This window comes from Mesorhizobium sp. ISC15, assembly GCF_037162615.1.
Taxonomy (GTDB): Bacteria; Pseudomonadota; Alphaproteobacteria; order Rhizobiales; family Rhizobiaceae; genus Mesorhizobium; species Mesorhizobium mediterraneum.
In genome coordinates this window covers 6199372-6215698 of sequence record NZ_JAVSPX010000001.1, presented here as the reverse complement: position 1 = coordinate 6215698, position 16327 = coordinate 6199372, and the positions used below count along the sequence as shown (strand labels likewise).

Annotated in this window: 11 protein-coding genes and 1 tRNA gene; 6 read left to right on the top strand and 6 right to left on the bottom strand. The window is 62.0% G+C overall.

The features are described from left to right. Nucleotides 1-93 precede the first annotated feature (93 nt). A tRNA-Val gene (locus tag RPG13_RS29970) sits at nt 94-168 on the bottom strand. Between the two features lie 104 nt (nt 169-272). After that, nucleotides 273-635 carry a cell cycle two-component system response regulator CpdR gene (gene cpdR / locus RPG13_RS29965; protein WP_006199474.1) on the bottom strand — a complete coding sequence of 121 codons (363 nt, stop codon included), beginning with the start codon at nt 633-635 and terminating at the stop codon, nt 273-275. Nucleotides 636-797: 162 nt separating this feature from the next. Here cpdR and RPG13_RS29960 point away from each other — a divergent pair, with 162 nt between their 5' ends. The 3 genes from RPG13_RS29960 to RPG13_RS29950 all read left to right on the top strand — a co-directional run bounded on the left by RPG13_RS29960 (nt 798) and on the right by RPG13_RS29950 (nt 3554). Continuing rightward, a complete protein-coding gene (locus RPG13_RS29960; protein WP_095484227.1) occupies nt 798-1739 on the top strand; it encodes an N-formylglutamate amidohydrolase in 942 nt (313 codons plus the stop codon). 409 nt (nt 1740-2148) lie between these two features. After that, the gene (gene hisN, locus RPG13_RS29955) at nt 2149-2922 is read left to right on the top strand and encodes a histidinol-phosphatase (RefSeq protein ID WP_095484228.1); all 774 of its coding nucleotides are present in this window, start codon (nt 2149-2151) and stop codon (nt 2920-2922) included. Nucleotides 2923-3041: 119 nt separating this feature from the next. After that, nucleotides 3042-3554, top strand: coding sequence for a DUF1579 domain-containing protein (locus tag RPG13_RS29950; RefSeq protein WP_126105119.1), 513 nt, complete (start codon nt 3042-3044; stop codon nt 3552-3554). 23 nt (nt 3555-3577) lie between these two features. Here the strand turns inward: RPG13_RS29950 and RPG13_RS29945 are convergent, their stop codons facing one another. After that, complete coding sequence (locus RPG13_RS29945; protein ID WP_337126689.1) at nt 3578-4549, bottom strand: alpha/beta hydrolase; 972 nt, start codon at nt 4547-4549, stop codon at nt 3578-3580. A 539-nt stretch (nt 4550-5088) separates the two neighbouring features. On the opposite strand from RPG13_RS29945, the gene RPG13_RS29940 reads away from it, so the two are divergent. Beyond that, nucleotides 5089-5556: an Hsp20 family protein gene (locus tag RPG13_RS29940; protein ID WP_095484062.1), complete on the top strand. Its 468-nt coding sequence runs from the start codon at nt 5089-5091 to the stop codon at nt 5554-5556. A gap of 77 nt (nt 5557-5633) precedes the next feature. On the opposite strand, the gene RPG13_RS29935 is transcribed toward RPG13_RS29940, so the two are convergent. Then, complete coding sequence (locus tag RPG13_RS29935; protein ID WP_127294516.1) at nt 5634-6686, bottom strand: threonine aldolase family protein; 1053 nt, start codon at nt 6684-6686, stop codon at nt 5634-5636. A gap of 469 nt (nt 6687-7155) precedes the next feature. Here RPG13_RS29935 and gltB point away from each other — a divergent pair, with 469 nt between their 5' ends. Together gltB and RPG13_RS29925 are read left to right on the top strand one after the other, a co-directional pair. After that, nucleotides 7156-11892 (top strand): glutamate synthase large subunit, encoded by a 4737-nt coding sequence (gene gltB / locus RPG13_RS29930; protein WP_128284585.1) that lies wholly within the window; start codon nt 7156-7158, stop codon nt 11890-11892. Between the two features lie 143 nt (nt 11893-12035). Further along, a complete protein-coding gene (locus RPG13_RS29925; protein ID WP_337126688.1) occupies nt 12036-13490 on the top strand; it encodes a glutamate synthase subunit beta in 1455 nt (484 codons plus the stop codon). A 216-nt stretch (nt 13491-13706) separates the two neighbouring features. Here the strand turns inward: RPG13_RS29925 and RPG13_RS29920 are convergent, their stop codons facing one another. Together RPG13_RS29920 and RPG13_RS29915 are read right to left on the bottom strand one after the other, a co-directional pair. Then, nucleotides 13707-14930, bottom strand: coding sequence for an SGNH/GDSL hydrolase family protein (locus tag RPG13_RS29920; RefSeq protein WP_337126687.1), 1224 nt, complete (start codon nt 14928-14930; stop codon nt 13707-13709). A gap of 113 nt (nt 14931-15043) precedes the next feature. Continuing rightward, nucleotides 15044-16270, bottom strand: a complete 1227-nt coding sequence (locus RPG13_RS29915; protein WP_337126686.1) for a lytic murein transglycosylase — start codon at nt 16268-16270, stop codon at nt 15044-15046. Between the last annotated feature and the right edge of the window lie 57 nt (nt 16271-16327).

Genomic DNA, 16327 nt, shown 5'->3' with positions numbered 1-16327 from the left:
ACTTTTGCGCGACATGCATTAGCCGGACGCGACGATCGGATTTGAACCCGAGGCGAAAGCGAAGCAGTTATGAGAGATGGACTGTAGTTCGGATGGTGGGCGTGACAGGGATTGAACCTGTGACCCCTGCAATGTCAATGCAGTGCTCTCCCGCTGAGCTACACGCCCATCCGAAGCCGCGCATACACCACTTTTGGTCCATCGCGTCAATAGTGGGAAAAGGGAAAGAATGCCCGGTCTGTCTCGTCGATCAAGATGCGCCTAAAAGCGTGTCAGGCTGCCTGCAGCATCTTCTCGACCTCGTTGACGAGGTCGCGCAGGTGGAACGGCTTGGACAGCACCTTGGCGTCTTTCGGCGCCTTGGAATCGGGATTGAGCGCAACGGCGGCGAAGCCGGTGATGAACATGACCTTGAGGTCGGGATCGATCTCGGTGGCGCGGCGGGCGAGTTCTATGCCGTCCATCTCCGGCATGACGATATCGGTCAGGAGCAGTGAGAAGGGCTCTTCGCGCAGCCGCTCATAGGCGCTGGCGCCATTGTCGAAATCGCTGACCTGGTAGCCGGCACGCTCCAGCGCCTTGACGAGGAACCGGCGCATGTCGTCGTCGTCTTCCGCCAGTAGAATGCGTGCCATCTTATCCCGTCCGAATCACCCACCCGAAACTGCCGTGGGGCAGCCCGTTAACCATCCTGTATATGAGGAGGTGACGGTAAACATCAAGTGAACGATGAAGAGCCCAATCCGCATTTAACAAAGCGGTTCAGCCGCCGAAATGCTGGACATGCGGCCGGCGAGGTGGCACTTTCCAATCATGATGCATTGGTTTTTTTGGGTTCGTTCAAATTGAAAACGGCAGCCGAAGATTTTTCGGTCGTTCCAGCCTTCGAAATCCGGTCGGGCGCCGAACAGCGCGTTCCCTTCCTCTTCAACTCGCCGCATAGCGGCCGCCACTATCCGGACCGGTTCCTGGCCATGGCAAGGCTGGACCGAAACGCCATCCGCCGGTCCGAGGATTGCTACGTCGACGAATTGTTCGGTGGCGCCGTTGCGCTCGGCGCGCCGATGCTGGCGGCAAACTTCCCGCGCGCCTATCTCGACGTCAACCGGGAGCCTTGGGAACTCGACCCGCGCATGTTCGCCGAGCCCGTGCCGTCCTTCTGCAACATCCGCTCGGCGCGCGTGGCCGGCGGGCTTGGCACCGTGCCCAAGTTGGTGGGAGAGGGGCTCGACATCTATGCCGGCCGCTTGCCACTGGCGGAAGCCGTCGCGCGTATCGAGGCTGTCTACAAGCCTTATCACGAGACGCTGAAACGGCTTCTGACCAGGACCCATGCACGGTTCGGCTTTGCCGTGCTGATCGATTGCCACTCGATGCCGGCGAGCATCAGGGTCGGTGACAGCGGTCTCAGGCCGGATTTTATCGTTGGCGATCGTTTCGGCATGTCCGCCTCGGCAGCGTTGACCGAGACGGCGATCGGCCTGCTCATCGGCATGGGCTATACCGTGGCCCATAACAAGCCTTACGCCGGAGGCTTCATCACCGAGCATTACGGCCGCCCCGTGCGCCATCTCCATGCACTGCAAATCGAGGTCAATCGCGGACTCTACATGAACGAGCGGACGTTCCAGAAATCCGCCGGCTTCGATGCGCTCGCCGACGATCTGGCGCAATTCTCGGCCGACCTGATGGCGATGCCCGATCACGATTTTATCGATCTGCCGCTTGCCGCCGAATGATGCCAAAAATCGGAATCGATTTTTGCAAAGGATTCTGCGCCAAATAAAGAGATCTTGTGCCAGATAAAGGCGTCAGCGTGCGGGTCGGGAAAGGCGCGTGTGCGCTGGATGCCGCGCTGAAAAAAAGACCGCATCGTTTGCACGACACGGTCGAAGTCTAGGGAGGAAACGCCCAAGGAGGGCATGGACAGGAAAACCTGTCCGAGAACAAATCTATTGTGCGCTGCACAAATGTCAAGCCGCCGAAAGGCGTTTTTAATTCACTGTGATGTGGAAATCGTATTTCGAGGACGCCAGCGTTGCATTCGAGCAACAGTCGTGGATGCGCAAAAATCTTCGCACGCCCTTGTTTTGGCGGAAAACCACAGGCAAACGACGGTTCCAGCACGCTGCAACGCGGGAGAATCAGTTGGACATCAGCATCGATTTCATGCGGCGCATTGCGCTTGCCGCCGCAGCCGAAACCTTGCCGCGCTTCCGCAGCCAGGGCGCGGTCGCCAACAAGGAGCAAGGCAGCTTCGACCCGGTCACCGAGGCCGACCGCGAGGCTGAGCGAGTCATCCGGGCGCTGATATCAGCGGAATATCCCGATCATGGCATCCTCGGCGAGGAGCATGGCAGCGAGAACATTTCCAGCAGGCATATCTGGGTGATCGATCCGATCGACGGGACGCGCGCCTTCATTTCCGGCCTGCCGGTGTGGGGAACGCTGGTCGGGCTGACGGTCGATGGCGATGCCGTCGCCGGCATGATGTCGCAACCATTCACCGGCGAGCTTTTCTACGCCAACGCTTCCGGTGCTCATTATGAAGGTCCGGGCGGGCCGCGGAGGCTGACGACACGCAAGACGACAAGCCTTGCCGAGGCGACGCTGTTCACCACCACGCCGGCACTATTCAAGGGAGACGCGCGCCTGCGCTACGACCTGTTCGAAAAACAGGTCCAGCTCGCCCGCTACGGCACCGACTGCTATGCTTTCGCCATGGTCGCGGCGGGAAGCGTCGACATCGTCGCCGACCCCGGATTGAAACCCTACGATATCGTCGCGCTGATCCCGATCATCGAGAAGGCTGGTGGCGTCGTCACCACCTTCGAAGGCGGACCGGCGGAAGGTGGCGGCGACATCCTGGCTGCGGCAACGCCGGAGCTTCACACCGCCGCGATGGCCGCGCTGCGTGGCTGAACCGGCTGGGCAGCTGGCCATTGCGGCCCAAAGCGCCCAGGGCGATGATAGTCCACGCTCCTGACAGGAGGATGTCAGTAGCCCTCTGCTATGGAGATACTGTCACGGGAGGGGTTCACATGCCGACGCAATCAACAACCAGCCGTTCCGAAGATGCTCCGGCAGACGGCCGGGCCGACTTCGATTTCTTCTTCGGACGCTGGAACGTCAGCCATCGAAGGTTGCAGAAGCGCCTGCAAAGTGACACGAACTGGGACGTGTTTGGCGGGACATGCGAAGTGCACTCGATCCTTGGCGGCCTCGGCAATTTCGACGACAATGTCATTGAATTGCCCGGCGGCGCCTATCGCGCCGCCACGCTGCGGACGTTCGATCCTGCGGCGAGACAATGGTCGATCTGGTGGATCGACGGCCGCAATCCGGCGACCATCGATATCCCGATGCGCGGCACCTTCGATGCAGGCGTCGGCACATTCCTGTGCGAAGACGTATTCGACGGCCGCCCGATCCAGGTTCGCTTCCTCTGGTCGCGGATCACTGAAAACTCGGCGCGCTGGGAGCAGGCTTTTTCACCGGATGGTGGTAAGAACTGGGAGACCAACTGGATCATGGATTTCGCTCGCCAGGCGTAAAGCCAAGAGACGCGGCGTTCCAATCAGGCCGCGTCGTCGCTTCCCGGGATGAAGGCATCGAAGGCGGCAAGGAACTGCTCGCGATAGAAGTCGGCTTCCTGCAATATTTCATGGCGCGCGCCATCGATCACCAGCAGCGAACCGAGGCGCAGACGTCGGGTGTAGGTTTCCACCGCCTTGGTCGAGACGACTTGGTCGGCGCCAGCGGCGATCACCAGCAAGGGAACCTGGATCCTGGCGATGAAGTCGGGATCGCTGATGGCCTCGGACGCCTCCGCCGCCGCTTTCAGCCAGCGGATCGTCGGGCCGCCGAGCGCCAGTTGCGGGTAGGTCTCGTAGATAAGCGTGTTGCGCCGATACCGCTCCGGATCTGATGTCACCATGTTGGCGGCAAAGGGTATGGTTTTCCTGGGCCGCGGACCCCAGGCGGCATAAAGCTTGCCAAGGCCCAGCAGACAGAACAGCGAGCAGACGCGGCGAACGGTGGTTATCGAAACCGGCAGGTCGGGCACGGTTAGGAATGGGGCGATCAGCACCATGCGCCGCACGCGATTCACCATTGACGGCGCAGCAAGCAGCGTGATCACCGCCCCAGCCGAATGGGCCAATATGTAGTACGGCCCCCGGCAGTCGGGCAGCACGATCTCCTCGAAGAACTGTTCCAGGTCGCTGGTGTAGTCGAAGAAGCTGCGGACATAGCCGCGCTCGCGGTCGCCGATCAGCCGGTCGGACCCGCCCTGGCCGCGCCAGTCGAGGGTGGCAACGCCGAAGCCGCGGTCGGCAAGATTGCGGATGGTCTCGAAATATTTTTCGATGCACTCGTTGCGGCCGGTCAGAACGACCACGGTGCCCTTCATGGGGCGCGCAACGGCGGGAAAGAGGCCGTAGCGGATATTCTTGCCGTCGCGCGTTGTGAAGAAACCACCTACCGCATTTTCCGGCAGCGGATTGCCCGGAATTTCGCGGAAGAGGGGAATTTCGTTGAAGAGGTCCATTCGGCGCTGCGTTTGTGTGTCGCTGCCTGCATGCGCAAGCTTTGGTAGGCATAGACGCCCATGCACCAAAAGCAAAGGAATTCTGGACGCGTTGGAAGGGCTGAACGGGGCAGCCAGCGAGTGAGGCCGGAAGCAGCTTGCGGCGTGCTTCCGGCCTCTGTCGATCCGGGAGGAAGGGACGTTACACCCGGTCGGCCTCGTTGCGGCGCCTCGCGCATGACCCCGAAAATCGGACCCGATTTTCGCTGGGATCATGCGCAATCAAAGTGTTACGGCGTGCTTTGCGCGTCCGAGAGGACGCGCGGCGCCGTAACCGCCGCCTGTTCCCTAATCCTGGAAGCAGTCTAGCGCCGCCTAGCTGAACGTCCGCCGAAGCCCCGGTTCATCTGCCGTTCATCGAGAAATCTTGAAATGCTTTCACGTGTTCCCCAAATGTCTGTTGCGGCCGCCAATGTCGGGGCCGCTGGCCTATCCGGAACGCCGTTACGGGTTTCGCACCGGCCATACGCAAACCTTGTTGCTCAACAGGAGAACACACCATGCGTCACGTTGATTTTTCCCCGCTCTATCGTTCGACCGTCGGTTTCGACCGGCTGTTCACGATGCTCGATTCGCTTGCGCAGCCTGAAAGCGCGCAGACCTACCCGCCCTACAATATCGAGCGCACGGCTGAGGATTCCTACCGCATCTCGATGGCCGTCGCCGGGTTCTCGGACGACGAGCTCTCGATCGAAGCTCACCGCAATGTGCTGACCGTCAAGGGTGAGCGCAAGGAAGAGGGCAATGGCGAAGGCTCCGAACTGCTCTATCGCGGTATCGCCAGCCGGGCCTTTGAGCGCCGCTTCCAGCTTGCCGACCATGTTGAAGTCGTCGGCGCCTCGCTGAAGAACGGCCTGCTCTTCGTCGACCTCAAGCGAAACATTCCCGAGGAGCTGAAGCCCCGCAAGATCGCGATCACCGCGTCTTCGGCCAAGGCCAAGCAGATCGAAGCCAAGACCGCCGCGTAGCTGCGTCACACATACGATCTCAGGGACGGAGGGCGGCGCTTGGCGCCGCCCTTTTTCGTTGGTGAATGAGGTCCCCGTTATCCAGCAATTAGCCGGCCAAAGCGGTCGACCTCTTCGGCCGTGGTCGCAAAGCTGGTGACGAAACGGTAGAGCGCCTCGTCCTCGCCGATATGACCGTCGAAGTCATGCGGCTTGTGCCAATCGTAGAAAGCGGCGCCGGCCATTTGCACCCTTTCAGCCTCGGCCTTTTTCATCACCGCGAAGACCTCGTTCGCTTGCGGCAGCCAGGCCAGACGCGCCGACCGGGAATCCTCGATCATTGCCGCAAGGTGAGCTGCCTTGGCGTTGGCATGCCGGGCCGTGTCGAGCCACAGGCCGTCCTTGAAATAGGTTTCGAACTGCGCAGCGACGAAGCGCGATTTCGAGAACAATTGCGCCGCGCGCTTGCGCAGGAAGGCCAGTTCCCTGGCGCGGTCCAGATCGAACAGCACGACAGCCTCGGCGCACCAGCAGCCGTTCTTGGTGCCGCCGAAGGAGAGGATGTCGACGCCGCGCTTCCAGGTCATTTCCGCAGGCGTCGTCTCGAGTGCGACCAGCGCATTGGCGAAGCGGGCGCCATCCATGTGCAGCGGCAATTTGTGATGCTTGGCGATCGCTGAAATCCTGGCGATCTCGTTCAGCGAATAGATGGTGCCGACCTCGGTCGACTGGGTGATCGACACCGCCATCGGACGCCCGGAATGGACGATTTCAGGCGCGAACCGGTCCACCGCCGCTTCCAGCTTGTTCGGATCGATCTTGCCCAGCGCGCCGTCGACGGCATAGAGCCGCGAGCCGCCGGTAAAGTATTCCGGTGCGCCGCATTCATCCTCGATGACATGCGATTCGCGATGGCAGAAGGAAATGCCGCCTGATTTGTTGTAGGTGGTCAGCGACAGCGAATTGGCGGCGGTGCCGGTCGCCACGAAAAACACCGCGACCTCGCGCTCGAAAATTTCGTTGAAGCGCTGGTAGACGGCCTGGTCGAGGGCGCCGTCGCCATAGGCGGTGGAAAAGCCGCCGGCATGGGCCGATAGCCCCGCAGCGATGCTGGGATGGGCGCCTGCCCAATTGTCGGAAGCGAAATTCATGCGTTTGCCTGTGCTGGGAAAATCTATGCAACCTTGGCCGCTTTCGCATCCTGCTCGCAAGTGCCAAGTGCCGGAAAACCGGTAAAGCCAGGGAGAGACGACGGTGGAGATAAACGACCGAAGGTTACGTGCTGATATGGCTATGCGTAATTTTCTGTCGTGGAATGTCCAAGATTTTCATGAATCGGTCTTGTGCGCGTCCGGGATTTCTGTCATAAAAAATTTAGGACAGTAGTGCTGTCTTATTTTGTCGCACACATCTGGCTGGATTGGCGTATCATTGGGCCTCTCCGGCCGTTGCCGTGAGCGACAGGTAGACAGCCTGGCTCTGGCCTGTACGATTACCGGATGCGAACCAGGTCGCCTGGTTCGCAAGGATTTCGCAAGACGTGCCGCAAGGATGAAGGGGGAGCCAAGCGCTTCCCGACGCAAACCAGCGCCCTAAGGGCTGGGAATGGAGGACAGGATGATGACGGAAATGACGCCATCTGCGACGAACGGCCCGGCCGCGCAGACGAATGCGCCAGCCGTCAAAAATCCGTCTCTGACCAATATCGGGCGAACCCATACCGGCTTTGCCGCGCAAGGCCTCTACGATCCGCGCAACGAGCACGATGCTTGCGGCGTCGGCTTCATCGTCAACATGAAGGGCGTGAAGTCGCATCAGATCGTCAAGGACGGGCTCGCCGTGCTCGAGAACCTGACGCATCGCGGCGCCGTCGGCGCCGATCCGCTGATGGGCGACGGCGCCGGCGTGCTGGTGCAGCTTCCCGACCGCTTCTTCCGCGAGGAAATGGCCAACCAAGGCGTCGAATTGCCCAAGCCCGGCCATTACGCCGTCGGCCATGTGTTCATGCCGCGCGATCCTGAGCTTCAGGCGCATATCGAAGGCATCATCGCCGAGGTGGCGCAGCTCGAAGGCCAGCCGCTGCTCGGCTTTCGCGATGTGCCGGTCGACAATTCATCGCTGTCCAAGGCGCCGGATATCGCTGCTTCCGAACCGGTCCAGCGGCAGGTGTTCCTGGGTCGCGGCGCCGAGATCGAGAGCGACGACGATTACGAGCGGCGGCTCTACATCCTGCGCAAGGTCATTTCCGGTCGCATCCATGAGGAGACCAAGGGCGTCGACAATGGCTTCTACGTCGTGTCGATGTCGTCACGGACCATTGTCTACAAGGGCATGTTCCTGGCCTATCAGGTGGGCGCCTATTACAAGGACCTGACCGATCCGCGCTTCGAGACGGCGCTGATCCTGGTCCACCAGCGTTTCTCGACCAACACCTTCCCGTCGTGGAAGCTGGCGCATCCTTATCGCATGGTCGCCCACAATGGCGAGATCAACACGCTGCGCGGCAACGTCAACTGGATGGCGGCGCGGCAGGCCTCGGTCGATTCCGAACTGTTCGGCAACGACATCTCCAAGCTGTGGCCGATCTCTTATGAGGGGCAGTCGGACACCGCCTGTTTCGATAATGCGCTCGAATTCCTGACGCAGGGCGGCTACTCGCTCGCCCATGCGATGATGATGCTGATCCCGGAAGCCTGGGCCGGCAACAAGTTGATGGATCAAGACCGCAAGGCTTTTTACGAATACCACGCGGCCCTGATGGAGCCGTGGGACGGGCCGGCGGCGGTAGCCTTCACCGACGGACGCCAGATCGGCGCCACACTCGACCGCAACGGGCTGCGCCCGGCGCGCTACATCGTCACCGACGACGATCGCGTCATCATGGCCTCGGAAGCCGGCGTCCTGCCGGTGCCGGAGGAAAGGATCGTCAAGAAGTGGCGGCTGCAGCCAGGCCGCATGCTTTTGATCGACCTGGAGAAGGGCCGCATCGTTTCCGACGAGGAGATCAAGTCGGAGATCGCAACCAGGCATCCCTACAAAAGCTGGCTCGCCAACACCCAGCTCATCCTCGAAGACCTGAAGCCGGTCGAGCCGCGCGCGCTGCGCAGGGACGTTTCGCTGCTCGACCGCCAGCAGGCGTTCGGCTACAGCCAGGAAGACACCAAGCTGTTGATGTCGCCGATGGCGACGACGGGCCAGGAAGCGGTCGGCTCGATGGGCACCGACACGCCGATCTCGGCGATGTCGGACAGATCGAAGCTGCTCTACACTTATTTCAAGCAGAACTTTGCCCAGGTCACCAATCCGCCGATCGACCCGATCCGCGAGGAGCTGGTGATGAGCCTGGTGTCCTTCATCGGGCCGAGGCCGAACATCTTCGACCTCGTCGGCAATTCGCGCCGCAAGCGGCTCGAAGTGCGCCAGCCGATCCTGACCAATGGCGATCTCGAGAAGATCCGCTCCATCGGCCACACCGAGGATCGCTTCGACACCAAGACGATCGACATCACCTATGCTTCGAGCGAAGGCGCGGCCGGCATGCAGGGCGCCATCGACCGGCTGTGCGAGCGCGCCGAGGCGGCGGTCGCCGGCGGCTATAACATCATTATCCTGTCCGACCGTCAGCTCGGGCCGGACCGTATCGCCATTCCGGCACTTCTGGCGACGGCGGCCGTCCACCATCATCTGATCCGCAAGGGGTTGCGCACGTCGGTGGGGCTCGTGGTCGAGTCCGGCGAGCCGCGCGAGGTGCATCATTTTTGCTGTCTTGCCGGCTATGGCGCCGAGGCGATCAATCCTTACCTGGCTTTCGACACGTTGCTCGACATGCACAAGCGCGGCGAGCTGCCGGCGGAGGTCGACGCCTACGAAGTCGTTACCCGCTATATCAAGTCGATCGGCAAGGGCATCCTCAAAGTGATGTCCAAGATGGGCATTTCGACCTATCAGTCCTATTGCGGCGCACAGATCTTCGACGCGATCGGACTGAAGTCGGATTTCGTGCAGAAGTATTTCACCGGCACCGCGACGCTGATCGAAGGCGTCGGGCTGGACGAGATCGCGGCCGAGACGGTCAGCCGCCATACCGACGGCTTCGGCAACGACCCGGTGCTGCGCAATAGCCTCGAAGTCGGCGGCGAATACATGTTCCGCATGCGCGGCGAAGCTCATATCTGGTCGCCCGATGCGGTCGCCACCTTGCAGCACGCCGTGCGCCAGGGCTCATGGGAGACGTTCAAGGACTATTCCGCTCAGATCGACAGCGAGACGGCGCGGGCGCAGAGCATTCGCGGCCTGTTCAAGATCAGGCTCGCCGAAGAAAGCGGGCGTAAGAAGGTCGCGCTCGACGAAGTCATGCCGGCGGCCGATATCGTCAAGCGGTTCTCGACCGGAGCGATGTCCTTCGGCTCGATCTCCAGGGAAGCGCACACCACGCTGGCGCGCGCCATGAACACGATCGGCGGCAAGTCGAACACCGGCGAGGGCGGCGAAGAAGCCGACCGCTACCTGCCGCTGCCGGGCGGTGGCAAGAACCCGGAACGTTCGGCGATCAAGCAGGTCGCTTCCGGGCGGTTTGGCGTGACGGCGGAATATCTGGTCAACTCCGACATGATGCAGATCAAGGTCGCGCAAGGCGCAAAGCCGGGCGAGGGCGGTCAGCTGCCCGGCCACAAGGTCGATGCCACCATCGCCAAGGTCAGGCATTCGACGCCGGGCGTCGGCCTGATCTCGCCGCCGCCGCATCACGACATCTACTCGATCGAGGATCTGGCGCAGCTCATCTACGACCTGAAGAACGTCAATCCGGCGGCGGATGTGTCGGTCAAGCTGGTGTCCGAAGTCGGCGTCGGCACGGTTGCGGCCGGCGTCGCCAAGGCGCGTGCCGATCATATCACCATATCGGGCTATGACGGCGGCACGGGTGCATCGCCGCTGACCTCGCTCAAGCATGCCGGCAGTCCGTGGGAAATGGGCCTTGCCGAGACGCACCAGACGCTGGTGCTCAACGGCCTCAGGTCGCGCGTCGCGCTGCAGGTCGATGGCGGCCTGCGCACCGGCCGCGACGTCGTCATCGGCGCGTTGCTCGGCGCCGACGAATTCGGCTTCTCGACCGCGCCGCTGATCGCGGCCGGCTGCATCATGATGCGCAAGTGCCATCTCAACACCTGCCCGGTCGGCGTCGCGACGCAGGACCCGGTGTTGCGCAAGCGCTTCAAGGGCACGCCGGAACATGTGATCAACTTCTTCTTCTATGTGGCGGAAGAGGTGCGGGCGCTGCTCGCCGAGATGGGCCACACCCATCTCGACCAGATCATCGGCGACACCGACCTTCTGGAAAAGCGCGCACTGATCCAGCACTGGAAGGCGCGCGGACTCGATTTCAGCAAGATGTTCTTCAAGCCCGATGCCCCGCACGAGGCGGTGCATTGGACCGAACGGCAGAAGCACCCAATCGACGATGTGCTCGACCGTAAGCTGATCGAACTCGCCAAGCCGGCACTGGACGCCAGGCAGCCGGTCAGCATCGAGCTGCCGATCCGCAATGTCGACCGTTCGACGGGTGCCATGCTGTCGGGCGAGGTGGCAAAGCGCTTCAAGCACAAGGGCCTGCGCGAGGACACGATCTCGGTGAAGCTCACTGGCACGGCCGGTCAGTCCTTCGGCGCCTTCCTGGCGCGCGGCGTCTCGTTCGAGCTGGTCGGTGCCGCCAACGACTATGTCGGCAAGGGTCTGTCGGGTGGACGCATCGTCATCCGCCCGCCAGAGAACACGAAGATCGTTGCCGCCGAGTCCATCATCGTCGGCAACACGGTGCTCTACGGCGCGACCGAGGGTGAGGCCTATTTCAGCGGCGTCGCCGGCGAGCGTTTTGCCGTGCGCAACTCGGGCGTCGCCGCCGTCGTCGAAGGCGTCGGCGATCATGGCTGCGAGTACATGACCGGCGGCATCGTCGTCGTCATCGGCCAGACCGGCCGCAACTTCGCAGCTGGCATGTCGGGCGGCGTCGCCTATGTGCTCGACGAGGCAGGCGACTTCGCCGCGCGCTGCAACATGGCGATGGTCGAACTGGAGCCGGTTCCGGAGGAAGACGATCTGATGGAGAAACTGCTCCATCATGGCGGTGACCTCGACCACAAAGGTCGTGTCGACGTGTCGGGCGATATGACCAGCCATGACGAGGAGCGGCTCTATCAGTTGATCTCGAACCACGTCCATTACACGGGTTCGGCGCGAGGCCGCGAGATCCTCGACAATTGGGCGACTTTCCGGCCGAAGTTCCGGAAGATCATGCCGGTCGAATATCGCCGCGCGCTGATCGAGATGGAACGCATGCGCATGGGCGTAGCGGCAGAATAGGCTTTGGGAGTTGCCGGGAAGCCTGGCTTCCCGGCACGGGTCTCATCAACAATCCTGACCTCGTGCTGAAGGTTGCTATGGCTGCCTCAAGAGGTTAACGGGTGCGGCGAAAACCGCACCATCTGGACAGCAGGAACTGGACTATGGGCAAGGTAACAGGGTTTCTCGAGATCGACCGGCAGGTGCACAAGTACCAGCCGGCTTCCGACCGCATCCGGCATTTTCGCGAGTTCACGCTGCCGATGTCGGACAAGGAGGTCGAGAAACAGGCCGCGCGCTGCATGGATTGCGGCATTCCGTACTGCCATGGGCCAACCGGCTGCCCGATCCACAACCAGATCCCGGACTGGAACGACCTCGTCTACAATGGCGACTGGGACAATGCGATCCGCAACTTGCATTCGACCAACAATTTCCCGGAGTTCACCGGCCGCATCTGTCCGGCACCTTGCGAGGAAGCCTGCACGCTGAACCTCGAGGACATTCCGGTCGCCATCAAGACGATCGAACAGGCGATCGCCGACAAGGCCTATGAAACCGGTCATATCCGGCCATATCCGCCGGAAAAGAAGACCGGCAAGCGCGTCGCAATCATCGGCTCGGGGCCGGCCGGCATGGCCGCCGCCCAGCAGCTTGGCCGTGCCGGCCACGACGTCCACGTCTATGAGCGCGAGAGCCGGCCGGGCGGGCTGATGCGCTATGGCATCCCCGACTTCAAGATCGAGAAGCACTATATCGATCGGCGCATCGAGCAGATGCAGGGCGAGGGCGTGAGCTTCCATTGTGGGATCAATGTCGGCGTCGACAAGCCGGTGGCGGAGCTGCTCGCCGAATATGATGCTGTGCTCTATTGCGGCGGATCGGAAACACCGCGTCCGGCCAACATTCCCGGCGACGATCTCGACGGCGTCCATGACGCGATGCCCTATCTGGTGCAGCAGAACAAGCGCGTCGGCGGCGAGCCGATCCAATCGGTGGCGTGGCCCTCCCAACCGATCGTCGCCGGCGGCCAGCATGTCGTCGTCGTCGGCGGCGGCGATACCGCATCCGACTGCGTCGGCACCGCGTTCCGCCAGGGCGCCGTCCGCGTCACCCAACTCGACATCCGGCCGCAGCCGCCGGAAAAGGAAGACAAGCTTTCGGTCTGGCCCTACTGGGCAACGAAGATGCGCACCTCGTCCTCGCAGGCCGAAGGCGCCGAGCGCGAGTTTCAGGTGGCGACGCTCGAATTCATCGGCGAGGACGGCGCGTTGACTGGCGTCAAATGCTGCGAGGTCGATGAAAAGCGCAAGCCGGTCGCCGGCACGGAATTCGTCATCCGCGCGGATCTCGCCTTCATCGCCATCGGCTTTGCCGGGCCGGCCGCCGTCGGACCGGTGTCGGAGCTGGGCGGCCAGATGAAGATCGCCATCGACAGCCGCCGCTCGAACAACGTCGAGGCCAAAGACCGCGACTATAAGACCAGCGTCGAAAAGCTCTATGCGGCGGGTGATGTGCGCCGTGGCCAGTCGCTGGTCGTCTGGGCGATCCGCGAGGGCCGGCAGGCGGCGCGCTCGATCGACGAGGCACTGATGGGATCGAGCGTGCTACCGCGCTGAGACCGTTTGGAAACTCTACTCCTGCGGCCATCTGAGAGCGTTTTCTGCGCTTCCGGCCTTTGCCGTCCGAAGCACTCATGAGCGGTCGTGGCAGTTAAGGCTACGGCCGGCGTAGGCCGGTGCTCACATACTCGAATGTACGCTCCGCTCCGGTTCTCGAAAACACCCTTATATGACTCACAGCAGCGAGTTTCGAAACGGTCTCCGAGCCTCGTATCAAGGATTGATCGCCGTTGTCGTTTCGTTTGCGGCCGCCGCCGCAGGCTGCGCCCTGGGCGGCCAATGGAAGTCGTCGGCGCGGCCGGGCGAAGCATCTGATGCCTTGCCCTCGACGACGAGTTTTTCGCCGAGCCCGTCCGCCTTTGCCGGCGGCGCTGCGCCGAGAAGCTCCGAACCGCCATCGAGCGCCGGATCGTTGAGCAACATCGGCACGGTGCGATCGACGGCCATGGGTGCCGGTGCCGGCGCCTCGACGGGAGCGCCCGCCGGCGCATAAGTCGCCGGTGTGCCCGCGGGCGCGGTCATTCCAAGCATCTTCATCAAGGGTTTTTCGGCATAGAAGGCGAGCTTGCGTTTGCCGGCTTTCGACACATAGATGCCGTCGTCGGTGCGTAGGCGCACCGGTTGGCCGTTGATATCAGGCCCACTGGTGACGAAGGCGCCGTCCTCGTCGACGAAACCGTCCCAGATGTCGACGAATTCACCGCCGTGACTTTCGGCCGTCGAGCGGTAGATGTCGTTGAAAGCCAGCATGTCGGAGGTCATCTTCGGCGCCTTGAATGCCGGCATGCCGACCCACAGATACGGCACCTTGGCCGATGCAATGGCCTTGCCGAACGCTTCGGTCCGGCGTTCGTACTCCTTGTCCCAGCCTTCGGACCGCGGCTGTTCGCGCTCATCGTTCACGCGCATTTGCTGCCGATCGTTGGAGCCCAGCATGACGATTACGGCGGCGGGCTTTTCGGTCTCGATCAGCGACTTGATCTGTTCGGGCCAGTTGTAGAAATCGTCACGCACGAAACCGGACGAACCGTTGCTGCGAACGACGATCCTGATTTTGTTGTTTTCGGCAAAGGCAGTATCCAGACCTTCGGCAAGGCCACTCGCCATGAAATCACCGACTACCAGAACGGTGCGGGCATCCGGCGCCTTCTCGACAATGGGGGTTGTCGGCTCAGCCGGCCGGCGCGGCGCGGCGCGGGGCTTTTTTGCCCTGGCCTTCGGCGGCCTGGCCCTCTGAATTTGTCGCGGCGGCGGTTCCACCCGCTCGCTTCGGCGCGGAAACAACAGGTCGCGCAGCGACCAGCCACGCCTTTGTTCTTCCTGCGCCACGGCCGGCGTATGAAAGGCGGCGGCAGTACTGACGGCCAGAACGGCAACAGCCAGAATCAGGATCGGCACGCGACGAAGGATCACCTGGATATGCGCAGCCGAAACCAATCACCCTCTCCATCCCTTAAGAGCGCCGGACCAAGTCCAACCGTGCCGCCGCTTGAGCATCGGATTCCCAACGGTTTTGGGTCCGATGCTCCAGGTCTTCTCCCTATGCGAGGCTAGTTCTGCCTGAGCCATTTGAGCACTTCCATGCTCGGATGTCCGTCCTGGGTCAAGCCAGCCTTCGCCTGGAAGGCCATGATGGCGGCCTTCGATCCCTCGCCGATCTTGCCGTCGAACTTGCCGTCATAGTAGCCGTACTGGGAAAGCCGCTGCTGAAGCTCTTGCCTCTCCTCGAAGGAGAGCTTCGTGAAAGGCCGCTTCCAGTCCTGCACAAGCCCACCATAGCCGGCGATTTCGTCGGCAAGAAGGCCAACGGCAACAGCGTATTTGTCGGCATTGTTGTAGCGCTTGATGACCGAAAAATTCTTGATCATCAGGAAGGCCGGGCCGCCGCGGCCGCCCGGTATTTTCAGCGTGGCCTTCTCCGCACCACTCTTGAAGGGCTTGCCGTTGACACGCGTGACACCCAGCGCTTGCCATTGCGACAGCGACTTCGATCCGGCCGGGAACTTCTTCCCATCGGGAAGGCTGACTTCATAGCCCCAGGTCTTGCCGGCCTGCCAGCCGTTCTTCCTGAGTAGATTGGCGGCCGTTGCCAATGCATCGGGAATTGAATTCCAGATGTCGCGCCTGCCGTCGCCGTCCATATCGACCGCATAGGCCTGATAGCTGGTGGGAATGAATTGGGTATGGCCCATTGCGCCGGCCCATGAGCCGCTGAGGTGGCTTTTGTCGATGTCGCCCCTTTGCAGGATCTTCAGCGCCGCGATCAACTGGGTGCGGGCAAATTTCGATCGCCTGCGGTCGGCATAGCCAAGCGTTGCCAGCGAACGCACGACATTTCGCATGACCTCGTCGCGCTTGAGGATTTCGCCGTAGTTCGATTCCATCGACCAGATGGCCAGCAGGATGTAGCGGTCGACGCCGTATTTTGCCTCGATCCTGTCCAGCCAAGGCTTCCACTTCCTGGCCATCTGTTGGCCGACAGCGACCGACTGGTCATGGACGCGGTTGTCGAAATAATCCCAGGCGGGCGCGGTGAATTCGGGTTGATAACGCGCTTTTTCCAGCACGACCGGATCGGCATCGCTGATCCCCTGGAACGCCTGGTCATAAACGGCGCCGGAAACGCCGCTCCGCACTGCGGTGGCGCGGAAGCTCGCCACCCATTGCCGGAAGCCGGCGTCGGCAAAAGCAGATCCGGCGGGCATCAGCAAGGCGAGCGAAAGGCTGGCGGCCGCAACGACGCTTGTGAAGCGCTTTGCGGCGTTGCGAACGGACATCTTTTCCTCCTTCATCATCACAGGAAGATCATTCATCGCCGAAGCCGGTTAGCAATT